Raw genomic sequence first — 17,696 nt, forward strand, 5'->3', positions numbered from 1 at the left:
GTGGCGGGAACCTTGGTCAACCGGTCGACCACCGTTGCGCAGGGCACGTTGATCCCGGCCGTGCTCGAGACCGGTTTCGATTCGACCAAGGCCGGCTTTGCCCGGGCGATCGTGGCGAGCGATGTGCGCAGCTTCGACGGCACCCGCATCCTCATCCCGCGCGGCAGCCGCCTGATCGGCGATCATGCCGGGGGCGCGGAGCCGGGGCAGAAGCGCGCGATCATCAACTGGAGCCGGCTGATCCGCCCCGACGGGGTGACGATCGCGATCGGATCGCCGGCGACCGATGCCACCGGGCGCAACGGCGTGCGCGCCAAGGTCAATTCGCATTTGCTCCAACGGATCTTCCCGGCGCTGCTCCAGTCGACGCTCGACATCGGCGTCAATCTCGCCACGCGTCCGGCCAATGGCTCGGTACTGCTCGCGCTGCCCAATTCGGGGTCGCAAGCGATCAACGGGCAGAACGGCCCGGCACCGACGCTGAGCGTGCGGCCCGGCACGTCGATCGCGGTGTTCGTCACGCGCGATCTCGATTTCACCGGGGTCGGAAACCCGCAATGAGCGCCGAACCGCCGGCGGCGGGCGTCTATCTGCGCGCCTATCTGGCACCGCTCGCACCCTTTCTGGACCGGGCTGACGTAACCGATATCTATGTCAACCGGCCCGGCGAAATCTGGGTCGAGACGCTGGGCGGGACGAGCGAGCGGCACGATGCGCCCGACCTCACCGAGACCGCGCTGGAGCGGCTGGCGCGTCAGGTCGCGGCGCTGACGCATCAGGGGATCAGCCGCGCCCATCCGCTGCTGTCCGCCGCGCTGCCTGATGGTGCGCGCGTTCAGGCGATCGCGCCGCCCGCGACGCGCGCCGGCATGGCGATCGCGATCCGCAAGCACGTCTCCGCCGATCTCGGGCTCGACGACTATCAGGCGGCGGGCGCGTTCGACGCGACGCGACGCGGCAGCGCGCTGCACAGCGATGAAGCGATGGCCGAGCTGTCGGCATTGCTGGAAGCAGGCGATCTGGCCGGGTTGCTGCGACAGGCGGTGCGCGCGCGCCGCAACATCCTCGTCTCCGGCGGCACCTCGACCGGCAAGACCACTTTCCTCAACGCGCTGCTGCGCGAGATCGCGCCCGAAGAGCGGCTGATCGTCATCGAGGATACGCCCGAGCTGCATCTGCGCCACGCTAATGCGATCGGCCTGCTCGCCACGCGCGGCGATCAGGGCGAAGCGCGGGTTACCGCCGACGACCTGCTCGGCGCGTCGCTGCGCATGCGACCCGACCGAATCATCCTCGGCGAGCTGCGCGGCGAGGAGGCCTATGTCTTTCTGCGCGCGATCAACACCGGCCATCCCGGATCGCTGAGTTCGGTCCATGCCAACAGCGCAGAGGCAGCGATCGAACAGATCGCGCTGCTGATCCTGCAACGCGGCACCCGGCTCAGCCGCGAAGACGTGACGCATTATGTGCGCTCGACCATCGACGTGTTCGTCCAGCTGGAGCGCGTCGGCGGGCGACGGCGCGTGGCGGAGGTCTTACTGCCCGGCGCTCGCCGCTAGGATCGGGTTCAGCCAGTCATCGACGACTGCATCGATGACCAGGTGCACGCGATCGGTCGTGCCGCGATTGACCACCGAATGCGTGTCCATCAGCCGCAGATACCACACCTCACCCGGCATCATCGTCACCGGCGTGCCATTGAGCAGGAATTCGACATCGGGGTTGGTGGTGATCGGGATATGCAACCGCGCCATGCCATGCTCCGCGGCGAGGTCATGGTCGTAATGCGGCTTGATCACCGATCCCGGGGCCAGCAGCATCAGCCGCACCACGGTAAGCGGGCAGTGAAACGCCGCCAGCACCTCCCGGAAATAGGGCGTGTGCGCCAGCAGCGGGCCGTCCACGAACTCGGTCGCGGTCGGATCGGAATAGATCATCATCACCGGGTGCGTCGCGCCGGCCGTGTGGCGCAGCGGCAGCACCGACCAATTGCCCTCGTAATTCTGCTTCACCAGATGATCGATCCAGTCGCGATCGACGGCGTCGAGATCAGTGCGCAACCGGTCCGGGTCGAAGGCGAAGGGCAGCTTGATCCGGTCGGGCAACAGCGCGGGCTTCCCGGGCGCAGATGTTGAGCGGATCACGGGATCGAGCATGGCTCCAAGCCTAGCGCGCACCGATCCCGACGCAAGCGCGAAGGCGCCCTAACGCGCGACCGCCACCGCCGGGGCGGTGATGCCAGCGGCTGCCAGCTCGCGTTCGGCCTGGACAAAGCCATAGGCCGGCACGATCTCGCCCGCGCGATCCGCCACCTCGGGCCAGCATGCGGCGATCTGTTCGCCCGCATCTGCCCCGGCCCCGATCTGGACCCCGTCGGTCAGGGTGATGTTGGCGGTCGCAAAATGCCCGGCCCCCGCGCACAAGATCGCGCGGGTCGGCGCGTCGTCGCCTACCAGCGCCAGCAGCCCCGGGCTGACCAGCGCCGGGTCGAGCGCGGCGAGGCTCGCTTCCGACAAGACCCCTTCGGTCATCCCCGTCGCGGCGGTCGGCGCGAGGCAGTTGACGCGGATGCCATATTTCTCGCCCTCGATCGCCAGCGTCTGCATCAGCCCGACCAGCGCCATCTTTGCCGCGCCATAATTGGCCTGACCGAAATTGCCGTAGAGCCCGGACGAGGAGGTAGTCATGACGATGCGGCCATAGCCCTGCCCCCTCATGATCTCCCACACCGCCTTGCTCGCGATGGCGGCACCCATCAGATGCACGTCCACCACCAGCCGGAAATCGTCCATGCTCATCTTGGCGAAGCTTTTGTCGCGCAGGATGCCGGCATTGTTGACGAGGATATCGACCCGACCCCACGCATCCATCGTCGAAGCGACGATGTTCGCCACGGCCCATTCGTCGGTGACCGAACCGGCGAGCGCCAGCGCTTTGCCACCCTGGGCGGCGATCTCGTCGCTCACCCGCTGCGCGGCCTCGGGGTTGAGGTCGTTGACCACGACGCGCGCACCCTTGCGCGCCAGATAGAGCGCATGGGCGCGTCCCAGCCCGCCGCCGGCACCCGTCACGATCGCGATCCGTCCATCGAGCACCATCAAAAGCCTCCCATTATCTTCGCTAACTAGTGAGTGAGTATTATATGGGGGAATGCGCGCGCAAGACCCGGCTGGTTAGGTCCCGCTCCGCCCCCCGCTCCCGCAAATCTGCCGAAACCCGGCGGCCATGAACACCGCCATGCGATCCTTGATCGCGGCGAAATCTTCCGACCGACAGAGCCCGCCCGACAATTTGTCGATGCGCCCAGTGCGCGCCAGCGTGACCATCAGCGCGCCGGTGACGAAGTGATAGCCCCAGAAAATATCTGCTTCGGCACAATCGGGCAGCGCCTTCTTGAGCAGTTCGATCAGCCGCAGCACGACCGGGTCGAAATGCGAATCCATCAGCTCCGCGCCCCATTCGGGCGTGTTCGCGACGAGCGCACCGAGCGCGCCGTAATTCTTCCAGCCCTCGCCGCCCTCGATATACAGGTCGAGATCAGTGTCGAGAAAGGCGTGCAGCGCGCCTTCCAGCGTCGGCTTGCCGCCGGTTGCGGCGTCATAATCGTTCAGCGCCTTCAGCCGCTTTTCGCTCGTCACCACGGCGCGGCGGGCGAACACCGCGTCGAACAGCTTCTTCTTATCCTCGAAATAATAGTTGAGCAGCGTGTGGTGGACGCCCACGCGCTTGGCGACGTCCTTGAGCGTCACGCCGTGCAGCCCGTGCTTCGAGAACAGATATTCCGCCTCGTCGAGGATCTGCTCCATCATCTCCGCGCGCTGTTCCGCCTTGGTTGAGCGGCGGCGGGTCTTGGGCTTGTCGGACGTCTGCTCTGCCACTGGGCTGTCATTCCCCTGTTGCCCGGATGCGGCCGGATCGCCGCTGCCCGGATCGAACAAGGTCTCAAGCGCTTCCATATTGAGACCGCAAGCTATTCTTGTCGATTTTGCCGGTCGGAGCGAGCGGCATTGCGGACAGACGCACGATCGCGTCGGGAATCCACCAGGATGCGACCCGACCGCGCAGCGGGGCAAGCAGCTCGTCGTCGCTCAATGCCTCGTCCTGCATCTCGACCAGCAGCAGCGGGCGCTCGCCCCATTTGGGGTCCTCGCGACCGATCACGGCGGCGAGCGAGACTTGCGGCAGTGCGCCGACCACCGCCTCGATCTCGGCCGGGTTGATCCATTCACCGCCAGACTTGATCAGATCCTTGGCGCGACCGGTGATGATCAGATTGCCCTGTCCGTCGATCCGGGCGAGATCGCCGGTCGCGAACCAGCCATCGGCGTCGGTCGCGGGCGTGTCCTGCCCGAAATAGCGATCCACGACCGCCGCGCCGCGCACGCGCAAATGGCCCTCGATGTCGCGCTGCTGCGGCAAGGGCACGCCAGCGGCATCGGTCAGCAGCAGATCGACGCCGATCGCCGGACGCCCGGAGACGGCGGCGCTGCGCTGCGGATCGTGCGGCGGCGCGACGGTGCCGGAGGGCGACAGCTCGGTCATGCCCCAGCTGGTCTGGACGGTGACGCCGAGGACGCGCTCGATCCGTTCCATCAGCGCTGGCGCGAGCGGCGAACCACCGACAATGATGCGCTGCAGGCTCGGCAGGGTCTCGCCGGTCGCTTCGAGATGCTCGGCAACGCCCAGCCACACGGTCGGCACCGCAACACCGATCGTCACATCCGCCGCCGCAATCAACCGGGCTAGGCTCGCGCCATCGGTCGCACGACCGGGCAACACCAGCCGCCCGCCCGCTGCAGGCAATGCGAAGGGCAGCCCCCAGGCATTGGCGTGGAACATCGGCACCACCACCAGCACGCTGTCGGTCGCCCGGATCGCCATCACATCGGCCTGCAAGCAGCGTAGTGTGTGCAGGAAGCTGGCGCGGTGGGTGTAAGTCACGCCCTTCGGCGCGCCGGTGGTGCCCGAGGTAAAGCACAAACCGCACGGAGCGGTCTCGGCAAAATCGCCCCAACCCGTGCCGCCCGAAGCAGTTGCGATCAGCGGCTCCAGCGCGGTGGCGGCACACGTCGCCGACGCCGTCTCTGCTTCACCATCGATCACCAGCATCAGCGACAGCGCCGGCACCCGCTCGGCAATCGCGCGCGCCAGCGGCTGAAGGTCGGCGCTGACGATCAGCAGCTTCGCGCCCGATTGCACAACCATGTCGGCGAGCTGCTGCGCGGTCAGGCGCGGGTTGAGCGTATGGCATACCGCACCCATCCCCATGATCGCATACCACGCCTCGACATGCGCCTGGCTGTTCCACGCCAGTGTCGCGACGCGGTCCCCCTGCCGGACGCCGAACCCGGCCAGCAGCGATGACACCGCCAGCGCGCGATCGCGCAGCGCGGCATAGCCGATCCGGTCGATCCCGCCGCCCTCGCGCGCGGTGACCACTTCGGCATCGGGGTGCCATTTGGCGGCGTGGTGCAGGAACTTGTCCAGCGTCAGCGGATAATCCTGCATGCTTCCGTCGATCATCGGCAACCCGTCGCCTTGTTGAGGACCGGCGAGGCGACGCCGGTATTCCAGTTCCATGGCTGGTCGCCTGCCGCGCGGCGACGGCACACCGCCGCCTCGTGCAGCGCGAACATGCCCGGCATCAGCCGCGTGCCCGGCTGCGGCTTGCCCGCAAACGCCATGTAGTTGGCGGCCTTGTCATAGGCTTGCCATGTCGGCTGCCCGTCGGCGACCGGCGCGCCCGAGCGTGCGAAGCTCGCCCAATAGCCCAGCATTGCATCCGACAGCCGGCGGTTGGTCACGTCGTCGGGGATCTTGGGCCAATAAGGCGGCGTGCGGCTGGCGGTGCCGAACACATAGGGGATTTCGGCGGCGTGGAAGGCGTGGAGGCCATACTCCGCCGCAGCGGGGTAGCCGTGATCGAACAGATAGAGATAGGCGCTTTGCCCGATCGCGGTCTGGCCGATCGCGGTCTGGCCGATCGCGAGCCGGGTCGCCGTCCAGCCATAGAGCGCGTCGCGGGTGGTCGCGAGCAGCGATTCTTTGATGTTGCTCGATGGATAGAGGCGCAGGAACGGGTCGGCGAGGTCGCCATAGCGCGCCCGGATCGCCGCCTCATAGGCTTCGGCACTCGCGGGCGCGGGCGGGAGCAGCACGGGGAGCGAGCGGATCTCGCCCGCATTAAACCCGGCAAGTACCGGCACCTTGGCCTGCTCGCCATGGTCCCAGGTCGCGACCAGCTGACGCGTCAAAATCTTGCCGTCGACAGTGCCCCATGGGCCATAGCCCTTGGTCGCGGCCTCGACCGTCAGCTTCTCCGCGTCCATCGCACGCAGCCCGGCCAGGTCGCGCGCGCCGACCGCCGCCATGATCTGGCTCCCGGCCGCCTCGGCTGAAGGCAGGCCGTGCGCGCCGCGCTTCAGCTCGGGCGTGGTGATCATGTAGGCACTCTGCGCCACCGCCTTGTGGAACAGGCCGCGCGCCTGCGGGCTGGCCATCAGATACATCACGCTGAGCGCCCCGGCGGATTCGCCCGCGATGGTGACATTGCCCGCATTACCGCCGAATGCGGCGATGTTGCGCTGGACCCACTTCAGCGCCGCGATCTGGTCGAGCAGGCCGTAATTACCCGACACGCCGTCGGGCGATTCTGCGCTCAGTTCGGGATGCGCCAGGTAGCCAAGGATGCCGAGCCGGTAGTTGATCGACACCACGATCATGTTGCCGCGCTGTGCCAGTCGCGCGCCGTCATACATGCTCTCGTGACTGTACCCCGCGACCAGTGCGCCGCCGTGAATCCACACGAACACGGGCAGATCCTTGGCTCCCGGAGGCGCCCAGATGTTGAGCGTCAGGCAATCCTCGCTGACCGTGTCGAGCGGGTTGGTGTAGATGCCGGCATTGCGATTGCGCGGCTGGACACAGGCGGGCCCGAACCCCGTCGCCTTGCGCACGCCCTGCCAGTCCGCCGCAGCGACCGGCGGCTTCCAGCGGAGTGGGCCGACCGGCGGCTGAGCGTAGGGGATACCGCGGAAGATGCGGACGCCGCCCTGCTGCACCCCCTCGACCGTGCCGACCGGCGCGGTGACCTGTGGCGCCTGAGCGAGTGCGGGGCTACCCAATGCCAGCGCGAGGAGCGCGATCAGCCGCTTCATGCCGCCCCTTCCCGCTTCAGCCGCCGCGCAAGCGCGACGAACAGGCCGATCGCAATCAGATAGAATGGGGTGAGCGTGTAGAGCGCGCTCTGCAGGCTCTGCGTATCGCCCTGCGCCTTGAACCAGTCGCTGGCAAAGCCGACCCAGGTCGGGCCGAGGCCAAGGCCGATGAAGTTCATGATCAGCAGCAGCAGCGCGCCGGAAAGCACGCGTTGGTTGGGCTTCACCTCTTCCTGCACCAAAGCGACCGAGGCCGAGAGGTAGAAGTAGTTGAACACCATCACCACCGCGAGCAGCGCCAGCGCGAGCGGCCAGCCCGGGGCCCAGACGAAGCCGATGTAAAAAGGCATCGCCACCGCCAGCGACGCGGCCGGGGCAATGGCATAGCCAGCGCGCGACTTGCGCGTCATCGCGTCGACCACACGACCCGACACGACCATCCCGCCGCCCATGCCGATCAGCAGGACAAGCGCATACCAGACCGCGACATCGCCCAGCACCATCCCCTTTTCGCGCATCAGATACAGAACCGCGAAATTGCCAAGGCCATAGGTCACGAACTGCGTCGCGCCGCTGCCCAAAGCCGCGAGCATCAGAGTCGGGTTGGACAGGAACGCGCCGACCGTCGGCCAGAACGGCGCCTTGTCGTCCGCCTCGGCCGCGCGGGTGCCATCCATCGCGCCCTTTTTGGGCTCGCGGATGGTCAGCCACACGAACGCAGCCGTGGCCACGCCCACCGCGCCGACGATGATGAAGGGCAGTCGCCAGCCATAATGTTCGGCGATCGCCGCTCCGAACGCTACCCCTGCAGCGGCGCCGATTGCGGGGCCGAGATTGAAGATGCCGAGCGCGGCGGCGCGCTTGCCGGGCGGATAGGTATCGGTGATGATCGCATAGGATGGCGGCACGCCACCCGCCTCGCCAAAGCCGACGGTCATACGCGCGATGACTAGCTGGGTATAGTTGGCCGCCATGCCGCACGCGACCGTCGCGCCGCTCCAGATGGCGCAGGCCAGGCTGAGCACGCCGACGCGGCTGGTGCGGTCGGCAAACCAGCCCACGGGGATTGCGATGAAGCAATAGAACATCGCGAAATAGAGACCGCCGATAAGTCCCAACTGGGTATCGGTAACGTTGAGCGAATCCTGGATCGGCTTGGCGAGGATGCCGATCAGCTGCCGGTCCAGGAAGTTGAGCACATAGACGAAGGTCAGCGTAACCAGCACGAACCACGGCCGGTTCGCGGGCGACGGACGGCCGGTGTCGCCACCGGCCGTCATTGCATCAGAGGCCGTAGCCAAGACGGATCCCCACGGTACGCGGGCGCAGCGTGCCGAAGCGGCTCACCAGAAACGCCTCGGGATGGATGTACACGACCGAATGATCGTCGAAGAGATTCTCGACATAGAGATTGGCTGAGAGCGACCCCTTCTTGACCCCCAGATTGAGGTTCACATTGGCATATTCGTCGGTCTTGCCGAAGGTCGACAGGCGCAGATTGGGGTTGCCCGGCGTGTTCGGGAACGAGCTGTTGTACGAGCCCACATATTGCGCGTTGATCGCGAAGGTGCCGCGCGCGCTGTCGCCCAGGTCGAAGCCATAGGAGATATACGCCGCGCCCTGCAGCCGCGGAGCCGACAGGCGATGACCCAGCACCGCACCCGACACCGTCGCTTCGGTCGCGGAGAGCTTGGTGATCTTCGAATCGTTATACGCCGCATTCAGGCCGATGAAGACGTCCTTGGCCGGGATCACGCCGATCTCGACCTCGAACCCCTTGCTGCGCGCTGCGCCGATATTCGTCGCGAACTGCACCGAGTCCGACCGGCGATTGGCCTGCGCCTGGATGTTGCTCCAGTCGATCAGGTAGAGCGCGGCGTTCATCGTCACGCGGCCGTCGAGCCAACGTGCCTTGGCGCCAAGCTCATAGCTTTTGAGATCGTCCGAATCCGCGCCGTACGGTATGATGATGTCGGTCGGATCGGTCAGGCTGGCGGCACCGGCGCGCGCGTTGACGATCGGCGCGCGGAAGCCGGTCGAGAAGGTCGCGTAGGTCGTGATGACCTCGCTCGGCTTCCACGTCGCGCTCGCTTTCCATGAGGGAGCGGACCCGGTCGCCTTGACCCCGGCCGCTGCCGCATAGGGCGTGAAGGTCGCAGGGTTGAAGTTCACCGGGATGCCGAACAGCGCATAGGTGAAGTAATTGAACCCGCCCGCCGTCGCGAGATAGCCGCCCGCTTCGGTAAATGCCTGGGCCGAGGTACGACCATAGCGCATGCCGCCGGTCAGCCAGAACTTCGGCGAGAAGCGATAGGTCAGCTCGCCGAACCCGGCCAGCTCCTCGCTGTTCGAATAGGTATAGAGCTTCTGATAATATTGATCGGGCAGGCCGGTGATGCCGCGCGCCGCCAGGAATTGCGGGTTCGACCGGTAGAAATAATCCACGTCGCGGCGACGGTGCATGTAGAAGCCGCCGATGGTGAATTCGAACGGCCCGTCGAGCGACGACACCAGCCGCGTTTCCTGCACGAACACCTTGTCATAGGCGTCGGCGTCGAGCCCGAAGGCGATCGGCGCGCCGGGGAACGAGCCGGGCGCGAAGGTGCCGGCAAGGTCGACATAGAATTTCTGGTCGAAATCCGAATAGGTCGACGAGCTGGTCAGGCGGGCGAAGTCGAATTCATATTCGACCGTGCCGTTGATGATCGTCTGCTTGCCGGTGAAGCGGTCGGGCTGGTCCGACACACGCTTCTCACGCCCCAGCGAAGGACTGGTGAGCGAGCTGTCCTTGGGATCGCTGTCCTCGTACGATCCCATGACCCGCACCGACAGCCGGTCGTTCGGCTTCCACTGCGCGATGACGCGGCCGCCCCAGTTGATCAGCTTGTTCGAATTCTTGATGCCGGTCCCGACATTGTCGAGATAGCCGTCTTCATTGCGGTAGAAGCCGACCGCACGCACCGCCAGCGTATCGCTGACGATCGGCAGGTTGACCATGAGGTTGTAGCGCTGGCGGAAGCTGTCTTTGCCCGTCAGCGCGAGATCGACCTGGCCCGCCATGTCGAACGACGACAGGTTCGGGTTCTTGGTCAGGATGCGCATCGCGCCGGAGAGCGAACCCGATCCGAACAGCGTCCCCTGCGGCCCGCGCAGGAATTCGACCCGCTCGACGTCGAACAAAGTCGGATCGACCACGGTGGTGTTGCCGATGGTCGAGATCGGCAGTTCGTCGATATAGACCGCGACCGAGCTTTGCAGATTGGCGTTATAGCCGTTGGTGGCGATGCCGCGCGCGGTGAAATTGTTGAAATTCTGGGTCGGGCGGTTGAGGACGACGCCGGGCGTTTCGCGGGCAATCCCCTCGAATCCGACAATGCCCTTTTCCGTCAGCTCTTCCTGCTGGAATGCGCTGATGCTGAGCGGCACGTCCTGGATGCGCTCTGCACGGCGGGTGGCGGTCACGACCACCTCGTCATCGCCCTGAGCGGTCGTGTCGCCGGTCGTCGGGGCGTCCTGAGCCGCGACGGACATCGGTACCGTGAACAACGTGACCGCACAGGCGGTCGCCAGAAGCCTTGCCCTCATCCTTACCTCTCCTCGATGCCATCGATCATGCGTCGATTTGCTGCGCCGACTATGTCGCAGGGCAAACAGGCTGTCAATATTCACTATCACGTGTGTGAATGTTATCAGCGATGCACTTGACCGGGCTCCGGAGGGCCTTTGCGATCAATCCGGGGTGAAGCGGCGGCGCTGTCCCGTGGCTTTGGTCTGGGCAGCCTTGAGCGCTACGCAATTGCCGACAATCAGCGCATCCATCGCCGTGTCCATGAAGCAATGGAATGCGTCTTCCGGAGTCTCGACGATCGGTTCGCCGCGCACATTGAATGACGTATTGGCGAGGACCGGACAGCCGGTGCGTCCATGAAATGCTTCAAGCAGGGCATGATAGCGCGGATTGGTTTCGCGATGCACGGTCTGCACCCGCGCCGACATGTCGATATGGGTGACGGCATTGATTTCCGACCGGTCCTGCGCCAGCCGGTCCATGCCGGGCATTGCAGGCGCGTTCGTGCCGGCTTGCCGCCGTCGATGCCGGGCCACCGGCACCGTGAAGGTCATATAGGGCATCGCGCGGTCGAGTTCGAACCAGTCGGCCGCATGTTCGGCAAGGACGCTCGGCGCGAAGGGGCGGAACGATTCACGAAACTTGACCGCCGCATTGAGATGGCGCTGCATCCCCGGGGGACGCGGATCGGCCAGGATCGAGCGGGCCCCCAGCGCGCGCGGCCCGAATTCGGACCGCCCCTGATGCCAGCCCACGACCGCACCCTCGGCCAGCAGGCGCGCGGTGGTGTCGAGCACATGATCGTCCGCCAGGACGTCGAAGACGCAGCCGACATCCGCCAGACGGCGTTCGATCGCCTCCTGCGCATAGGATGGACCCAACAGCGCCCCGCCCATGCCGTCCGCCGCGTCGTCCCGCGACCGGGCACGGCGGGGTGCGGGGTCGGCACCCTCGCCATGCAAGTGATGCGCGACCAGCGCCGCCCCGACCGCGCCGCCGGCATCGCCCGCTGCAGGCTGCACCCAGATCCGGTCGAAAATCCCTTCGCGCAACAATCGCGCATTGGCGACACAGTTAAGCGCTACCCCGCCGGCCAGGCACAGATTGGGCTCGCCGGTGCTCTCACGGATATCGCGCGCGAGCGCCACGACCACCTCTTCCAGAACAAGCTGGATCGAGGCCGCCAGGTCCATCTGAAGCTGTCCCGGTGGTGCATCGAGCGGGTGCGGCGGGCCGCCGAACAACGCGTGGAACGCGCGGCCGGTCATGCGGTCCCCGCTGCAATAATCGAAGTAGCGCAGGTCGAGGCGAAAGCTGCCATCCGGGCGGATATCGATCAGGTGGCGGCGAATCCGATCGGCGAAGCGCGGCTGGCCATAGGGCGCGAGGCCCATCAGCTTATACTCGCCCGAATTGACCCTGAACCCGGCATATTCGGTAAAGGCGGAATAGAGCAGCCCGAGCGAGTGGGGAAAATGGATTTCCCGCAGGACTGTCAGTCGGTTCCCCGCGCCGACCGCTAGCGATGTCGTGGTCCATTCGCCGACGCCATCCAGCGTGAGGACCGCCGCGGAGTCGAATGGCGAGGGATAGAATGCGCTGGCGGCATGGCTCAGATGATGTTCGGAAAATACCAGCCGCTCGTCCCAGCGGACCGCGTTGCCGAGCACGTCGCCGAGTGCCTGTGCCAATTGCTGTTTCTGGAACAGCTTGTTCCCCAGCCACTCGCCGATGTTGCGGCGGAATGACGCGGCACCGCGCGGGGCGACTGCCAGGAAGGTCTCGAGGATGCGATCGAACTTGAGGAAGGGCTTTTCGTAAAAGGCGACGAGGTCGATGTCCTCGGCCGACACACCCGCCGTCGCCAGGCAGGCCCGGATGGCATGCGCCGGGAATGCGGGATCGTGACGCAGCCGGGTAAACCGCTCTTCCTGCGCAGCGGCGACGACGACGCCATCGACGACCAGAGACGCGGCGGCGTCGTGATAATAGGCGGAAATGCCGAGGATCTTCACCCTAGAACAGCGTGTAGATGAAGGGCGAAAGGATCGACCCCTTCGCCAGCACGAGCATGCCGCCGACGGCAGCGAAGACCAGGATCATCGGAAGCATCCACAGCTTTTTGCGGTGGCGCAGAAATGCGATGAGATCGCGCAGAAAGGGGATGATGGCGCGCCAGTGCATGCCGCAACCTCAATAGGGATGTCGCAGCGAAGCGGCGTCGGGTCCGGGCGGAGCGCGCTCGATCCAGTAGCTGGATGGCGCACCACGCAGGCGCAGCGCATCCCGCCCCGCCAGCCGCAGGATCACGGCAACAGGCGTCAGAATGCCGTAATAGAGGGCGGACAAAATCACCGGACTGGTGACGCGGCCGATCGCGTCGCCAAGCGCGATCCACCCATGATAGGCCGGTTTGAGCAGCGTCGGTCGGGCGAGTGCGGCAACACCGATGAGCACGGCAACCAGGATCAGCGCGATCGGCACGCGGGACGCGGCGGTGCTCCATGCCAGCCCGGCGGCAAGCGGGCCGACGATGAAGGTCCATACTGGGACGATCGCTGCGACGCCGGCCATCAGCAACCCGAAGCGGCGCAGGTTGGCCGGTGACGGTGGCGGGACGGGAGCGGAACGCGCCCGGACTCCAATCGGTTCATGCATTGGTCGCGCCCCCCGGACCGGTTTATGCAAAAAGCCGCGTCGGGGTGGCAAGCGCAATCATTCCGGGCTATCTTGAACGCCCGGCGCCCCACCGACATTGCAGCGAACGCGTTGCGATTTCGGGCTTTGCCTCAGTTTCTATGACGATACGCGATGACCCGGACATCGCCAACGTCCAACGGCCTGCCCACCGACGGGGGCAGTTTCCCGAATGCCTACCCATCCTGATTTTGCATCGAGATCGCCGCCAGACGTGGGGCTAGCGGTCACGATTCGGGGATTCGGACGACCATCCCATCTTGTAACAATCGAGCAGCTTTGTCGGCTTGCCTCATTTGTTGCGACATCGTTATGATCGAGGGATCGTGAGCGCGTTTGCCCTTGGCAGTTGAGAATTGGGGAGCGGACGATGACTGCAAATGCCCAAGTGCACGACGAGCCGGTCTCGTGGCTCGCTCGACAAGCGTACACAGCGCCCAAGCTGATCTGCCATGGCGAAATTCACGCGGTGACACGGACGTCGCCGACGATAAACGGTTTGCCCACCGATGGCGGGAGCTCGCCTAATTGGTATCCGTCGTGATTTCGCGTGGCCGGTCGCTGATCGCTTGATGGCTAACGATGAGTTCCGGCAATTCGGAGAGCTATCACGGCCCGCCTACATGCGCAGCGATTGCGGCTTGCGAAGGTCGTTTCGGTCTCAGTATGAATGTGACGATGCCGGGCGATTCTGTGTCGCGGCACATTGAGCGTCCGGGGGACTTATGACTGAGAAGACCGGTGCAGAAGCTAAGCCGAAGGCGGCGTGCTTGCTGCTCTCATACGACGCGCCGAAGCTGATCTGCCACGGCCAGATCACGACGCTGACCCAGACCTCGGCGACCGGTTCGTTCCCAGGTGACGGCGGCACGGGGCCTAATTGGTATCCGTCGTGATTGGGATCTGCACTTTTATCTGACTGCTCGCTTAAGCGACAAATCTCCGCGGTGATCGAACAGGCGCAGGTTGAATCTGGCCCCGGGGCGCGATTCGGGGACTTTTTCTGCGCGGCAGATGGTTGGCTGCAATGACGGGGGTAGGCGGCGGATCCGCCCATTATCGCGTCCACGGGATGGTGCTGGCGATCGATCGCCCACTCCCCGCAGGATGGGGGCAACCGTTGGCCGATGCCGATTCTTGCCTTGCGTCCACGCAAAGGCTGCATATCCGCTACGCCGGTCACTGCGCTCCGCACCGGCTTCCATCGTCCGCGCAGCCCGGCTGGGTGCCGCACAGGCTGTCCGACGCGGTGTTGGACCCGCATCCCGCCAATGTGCGCCTGTGGTGGCGCGAGGACGCCGGTTCGCGCGCCTGGCTCGTCCAGTTCAGCCGGACCGATCCCGCCGAGGTGCTGATCGATCCCGCGCGGCGGACGGTCGACATCTACTGGTCGCACCCCGCTGCCCCGGACGATCCCGACACGCTCCCGGACGACATGGCTTCGCTGCTGTGCCCGATCATCGGTCTGTTCGCGCGGTTGAACGGCGGTGTCGCGCTGCACTGTTCGGCCATCGCGGTCGATGGGCGCGCCGTGCTGTTCGCCGGGCCGAGCGGTGCCGGCAAATCTACCTTGCTGGCGTCCTTTGCCGCCGCGCAATTCGCTCCGATCGCCGATGACCAGATCATCCCCGAACGAAGCGGCGACCGGTGGAGCGTCTATCCCGGATTCTGTCGACCCCGGCTGCACGACACCGCGATCAATCATTTCGCGCTGGATGACCGGGCAGAGGCGCGCGTCTTTTCCAATGCAACCAAGCGCTATGTAAGCCTGCCGACAGTGGGCGCATCGGGCGATGGGATCGAACCGCTGCCGATCGCAGGACTCTATCTGCTCGCCCCGCGCGCGCCGGTCGACGGTGCGGACATAGGGGTCGAGCGGATCGGACAACGCGACGGCTTCGGTGAACTGTGGGAACATCTCTATCCCGCTTTCCTGACCATCGATCAGGCCGAACGTGCGCGAACCTTCACGCTCCTGGCCGATTTCGCCCGCCACACACCGACCTTTCGCGTGCACCGGCCCGACGATCTGGCGCGGCTCGACGAAGTTCGACACGCCATTCTGGCGACGGTCGCCGGATGAGCTGCTTTGCGCAGGACATGGCATGCGTGGTGGCGGCCCTGCCCGGCAGCCTGGCCGGTCCGGCGGCGCGTGGGACGCTGGAGGCGCTGACCCAGACGCTTCCGCCGTTCCACTCCGGCGGCTTCGAATGCCGTCTCGGCGCGGTATCGGGCAGCGTCGAGCTGCAACTCTGCATGCGGCGCGACCGCCACATGCGCGATCGCCAATTGCCACCATTGATCCATGCGCTGCGAACCGCGACGCCGCCCGTCGACGCGACACTGATCGACTTCCTCGAACGCTGGACACTGGGTCACGGACCGTCGCAGGAGCTGTGGCTGGAATTCGATCCGTCCCCGCTTGGGTGGCGTCCGTCGCTGTTCGTCGACCTGCCGCGCCGGGCCGGCAATCATCGGCTGGCATGCAGCGAAGCACTGGAGCAGATCGCGGACATCGCCGGGCCGGACGGCGCCAAACGCAGCGCCGATGCAGTGACACGCTGCATCATGGCGCTGCCCGATGGCGCCTATCCGAGCCATCTGGGTTTGATGTTCGGGCGAGAGAACGGCGGTATCCGGCTCAATCTCAAGCGGTCGCGCCCCGATACGATCGATCCTTTTCTGGATCGCGCCGGCTGGCCCGGGGATCGGTCGGCGGTCGCGGAGACGATTGGCGTGCTGCCGACCGCGACGCGCTTCACCATCGCGCTCGATCTCGACGCACAGCTGCAGCCGGGCATTGGCATCGAATGCGCCGCACCCGGCGTGCATGCCCACGGCGCCGATGCATGGCGGCCATTGCTGGCCGCATTGATCGACGCCGGGCTGTGCACGCCGCAAGCCATGGCCGGTCTGCTTGATTGGCCAAGGCAGATCACGCCGGCCAACACGCCGCTTTTCCCCCCCGAGCTTCTGCTCAACAGCCTGACGGGCCCGATCGACAGCCTGACCACGCTTCTGCTGGGCATCAGCCATATCAAGATCGGAATCGCCGCCGACGGAGACCGCACCGGCAAGGGCTATCTGTGGTTCGGCGAGCAGCTGTTCAGCCCGGTGGCGCAAGGCGCGGTCGACGCCCGGATCGATGCGTTGCGGCAGGATCGGCGACCAATGGCCGAGCGCGCCACGACATTCTTTGCGTGCACCACCGATCTGTTCGTCGACTATCTCGGCAGCTGCTTTCAGGCGTGGTTGATTGACGCGGATGGCGATGTGGCCGCGTCGAACCGGGCGCTGGCAAAGCGGGCGGGCCTTCGCGACGGCTGGCGCGTGCTGGATGCCGGCTGCGGCGTCGGCGGGCCAGCGATCGACATTGCCGGGGCGATCGACGTGACCATCATGGGCGTGACGATCTGTCCAAGACAGGTCGAACTCGCGACGGGATTCGTCGCCGATGCCGGATTGGCCGACCGGATCGACATCCAATGCGGCGACTATCACCGCGTTGCGGCGCCCGATGGCAGCTTCGACGCCGTGCTGTTCCTCGAATCATCGAACCATAGCGAGGATCCGGTCGCCCTGTTCGCTGAAATGGCGCGGCTTCTGCGGCCCGGCGGTCATCTCTATATCGTCGACACGATCATCGCGGATCGCGACACGCTGACCGGCGAGGAACGCACGGCGGTCGAGCTGTTCGATCTGGTGCATTGCGATCGCACGCGGTCGCTGGCCGAAACCTGCGCGGCGCTGTCAGCTGCCGGGTTCGAGATCGTGCGCGCCGCGGACATTAGCGATGAGGTCTCGGCCCGCCGCTGGGAAGAAGCGATCTGGCAGGAGGCGATCAACATGCGCGCCCATACCCCATTCGGAGCCGCGCACGACGTTCCGCTGCTAAACCGGGCGCCCGGCACCATTCGCTGCGGCGAGATTTTGGCGATCCGGCGGGCCACATGATGCCGGACGACGCCATTGCCGCCTTCCGACCACGTGACCCCGGGTTCGTCGCGGATCCATATCCGGTTTACGCCGTGCTGCGCGACCATGCGCCGCTGTGCTTTCACCCGGGACTGAACTATCGGCTGGTCGCGCGCTATCGTGATGTTGCCGCCTTGCTGCGCGATCCCCTGATCGGCCACGCGGAGCAGGGCACTGTTGGCCAATCCGGGGACGCGACCGAGCCGCCATCGGGTCCGCTGACGCCAGCGCGGCTGATCGAGGCGGGACGAGCATCGGCGGAGACCTGGCTCTCGAAGCTCAACCCGCCGCGTCATGGC

Annotated in this window: 16 protein-coding genes; 6 read left to right on the top strand and 10 right to left on the bottom strand. The window is 65.9% G+C overall.

Features of this window, described 5'->3' with window-relative positions; genetic code table 11:
- Positions 1-561: TrbI/VirB10 family protein (locus AX681_RS18885; protein ID WP_156456141.1), on the top strand; the 561-nt coding region annotated here is incomplete at its 5' end.
- The gene (gene virB11, locus AX681_RS18890; RefSeq protein ID WP_066657527.1) at positions 558-1,559 is read left to right on the top strand and encodes a P-type DNA transfer ATPase VirB11; all 1,002 of its coding nucleotides are present in this window, start codon (positions 558-560) and stop codon (positions 1,557-1,559) included. The genes AX681_RS18885 and virB11, both read left to right, overlap by 4 nt.
- Here the strand turns inward: virB11 and AX681_RS18895 are convergent.
- The 10 genes from AX681_RS18895 to AX681_RS18935 form a co-directional block, all read right to left on the bottom strand.
- Entirely contained in the window at positions 1,536-2,156 is a 621-nt protein-coding gene (locus AX681_RS18895) for an aspartyl/asparaginyl beta-hydroxylase domain-containing protein (RefSeq protein ID WP_066657517.1), read from the bottom strand. The genes virB11 and AX681_RS18895 overlap by 24 nt on opposite strands.
- Before the next feature lie 48 nt (positions 2,157-2,204).
- Entirely contained in the window at positions 2,205-3,098 is an 894-nt protein-coding gene (locus AX681_RS18900; protein ID WP_066657511.1) for an SDR family NAD(P)-dependent oxidoreductase, read from the bottom strand.
- Positions 3,099-3,173: 75 nt separating this feature from the next.
- Positions 3,174-3,956, bottom strand: coding sequence for a TetR/AcrR family transcriptional regulator (locus AX681_RS18905; protein WP_231733671.1), 783 nt, complete (start codon positions 3,954-3,956; stop codon positions 3,174-3,176).
- A complete protein-coding gene (locus AX681_RS18910; RefSeq protein ID WP_066657504.1) occupies positions 3,943-5,523 on the bottom strand; it encodes an AMP-binding protein in 1,581 nt (526 codons plus the stop codon). Before AX681_RS18910 ends, AX681_RS18905 begins: the two co-directional genes overlap by 14 nt.
- The gene (locus AX681_RS18915; protein ID WP_066657502.1) at positions 5,520-7,157 is read right to left on the bottom strand and encodes a carboxylesterase/lipase family protein; all 1,638 of its coding nucleotides are present in this window, start codon (positions 7,155-7,157) and stop codon (positions 5,520-5,522) included. Before AX681_RS18915 ends, AX681_RS18910 begins: the two co-directional genes overlap by 4 nt.
- Complete coding sequence (locus AX681_RS18920; protein WP_231733670.1) at positions 7,154-8,458, bottom strand: spinster family MFS transporter; 1,305 nt, start codon at positions 8,456-8,458, stop codon at positions 7,154-7,156. The genes AX681_RS18915 and AX681_RS18920 overlap by 4 nt, the downstream gene beginning before the upstream one ends.
- Positions 8,442-10,742, bottom strand: coding sequence for a TonB-dependent receptor (locus AX681_RS18925; RefSeq protein WP_066657487.1), 2,301 nt, complete (start codon positions 10,740-10,742; stop codon positions 8,442-8,444). Before AX681_RS18925 ends, AX681_RS18920 begins: the two co-directional genes overlap by 17 nt.
- Before the next feature lie 144 nt (positions 10,743-10,886).
- Entirely contained in the window at positions 10,887-12,740 is a 1,854-nt protein-coding gene (locus AX681_RS18930; RefSeq protein WP_066657485.1) for a carbamoyltransferase family protein, read from the bottom strand.
- 1 nt (position 12,741) lies between these two features.
- A complete protein-coding gene (locus AX681_RS22670; protein WP_197421815.1) occupies positions 12,742-12,909 on the bottom strand; it encodes a DUF5989 family protein in 168 nt (55 codons plus the stop codon).
- 9 nt (positions 12,910-12,918) lie between these two features.
- Positions 12,919-13,383: an SxtJ family membrane protein gene (locus AX681_RS18935; RefSeq protein WP_156442616.1), complete on the bottom strand. Its 465-nt coding sequence runs from the start codon at positions 13,381-13,383 to the stop codon at positions 12,919-12,921.
- A 764-nt stretch (positions 13,384-14,147) separates the two neighbouring features.
- On the opposite strand from AX681_RS18935, the gene AX681_RS22155 reads away from it, so the two are divergent.
- The 4 genes from AX681_RS22155 to AX681_RS18950 all read left to right on the top strand — a co-directional run.
- The gene (locus tag AX681_RS22155) at positions 14,148-14,318 is read left to right on the top strand and encodes a hypothetical protein (protein WP_156456142.1); all 171 of its coding nucleotides are present in this window, start codon (positions 14,148-14,150) and stop codon (positions 14,316-14,318) included.
- 131 nt (positions 14,319-14,449) lie between these two features.
- Positions 14,450-15,505, top strand: a complete 1,056-nt coding sequence (locus tag AX681_RS18940; protein ID WP_156442615.1) for a hypothetical protein — start codon at positions 14,450-14,452, stop codon at positions 15,503-15,505.
- Entirely contained in the window at positions 15,502-17,376 is a 1,875-nt protein-coding gene (locus AX681_RS18945; protein ID WP_066657475.1) for an SAM-dependent methyltransferase, read from the top strand. Before AX681_RS18940 ends, AX681_RS18945 begins: the two co-directional genes overlap by 4 nt.
- Positions 17,373-17,696: hypothetical protein (locus AX681_RS18950; protein WP_443026353.1), on the top strand; the 324-nt coding region annotated here is incomplete at its 3' end. The genes AX681_RS18945 and AX681_RS18950, both read left to right, overlap by 4 nt.

Origin of the sequence: Sphingomonas sp. CCH9-E2 (genome assembly GCF_001557215.1) — a bacterium.
In the GTDB taxonomy this organism is placed as follows: domain Bacteria; phylum Pseudomonadota; class Alphaproteobacteria; order Sphingomonadales; family Sphingomonadaceae; genus Sphingomonas.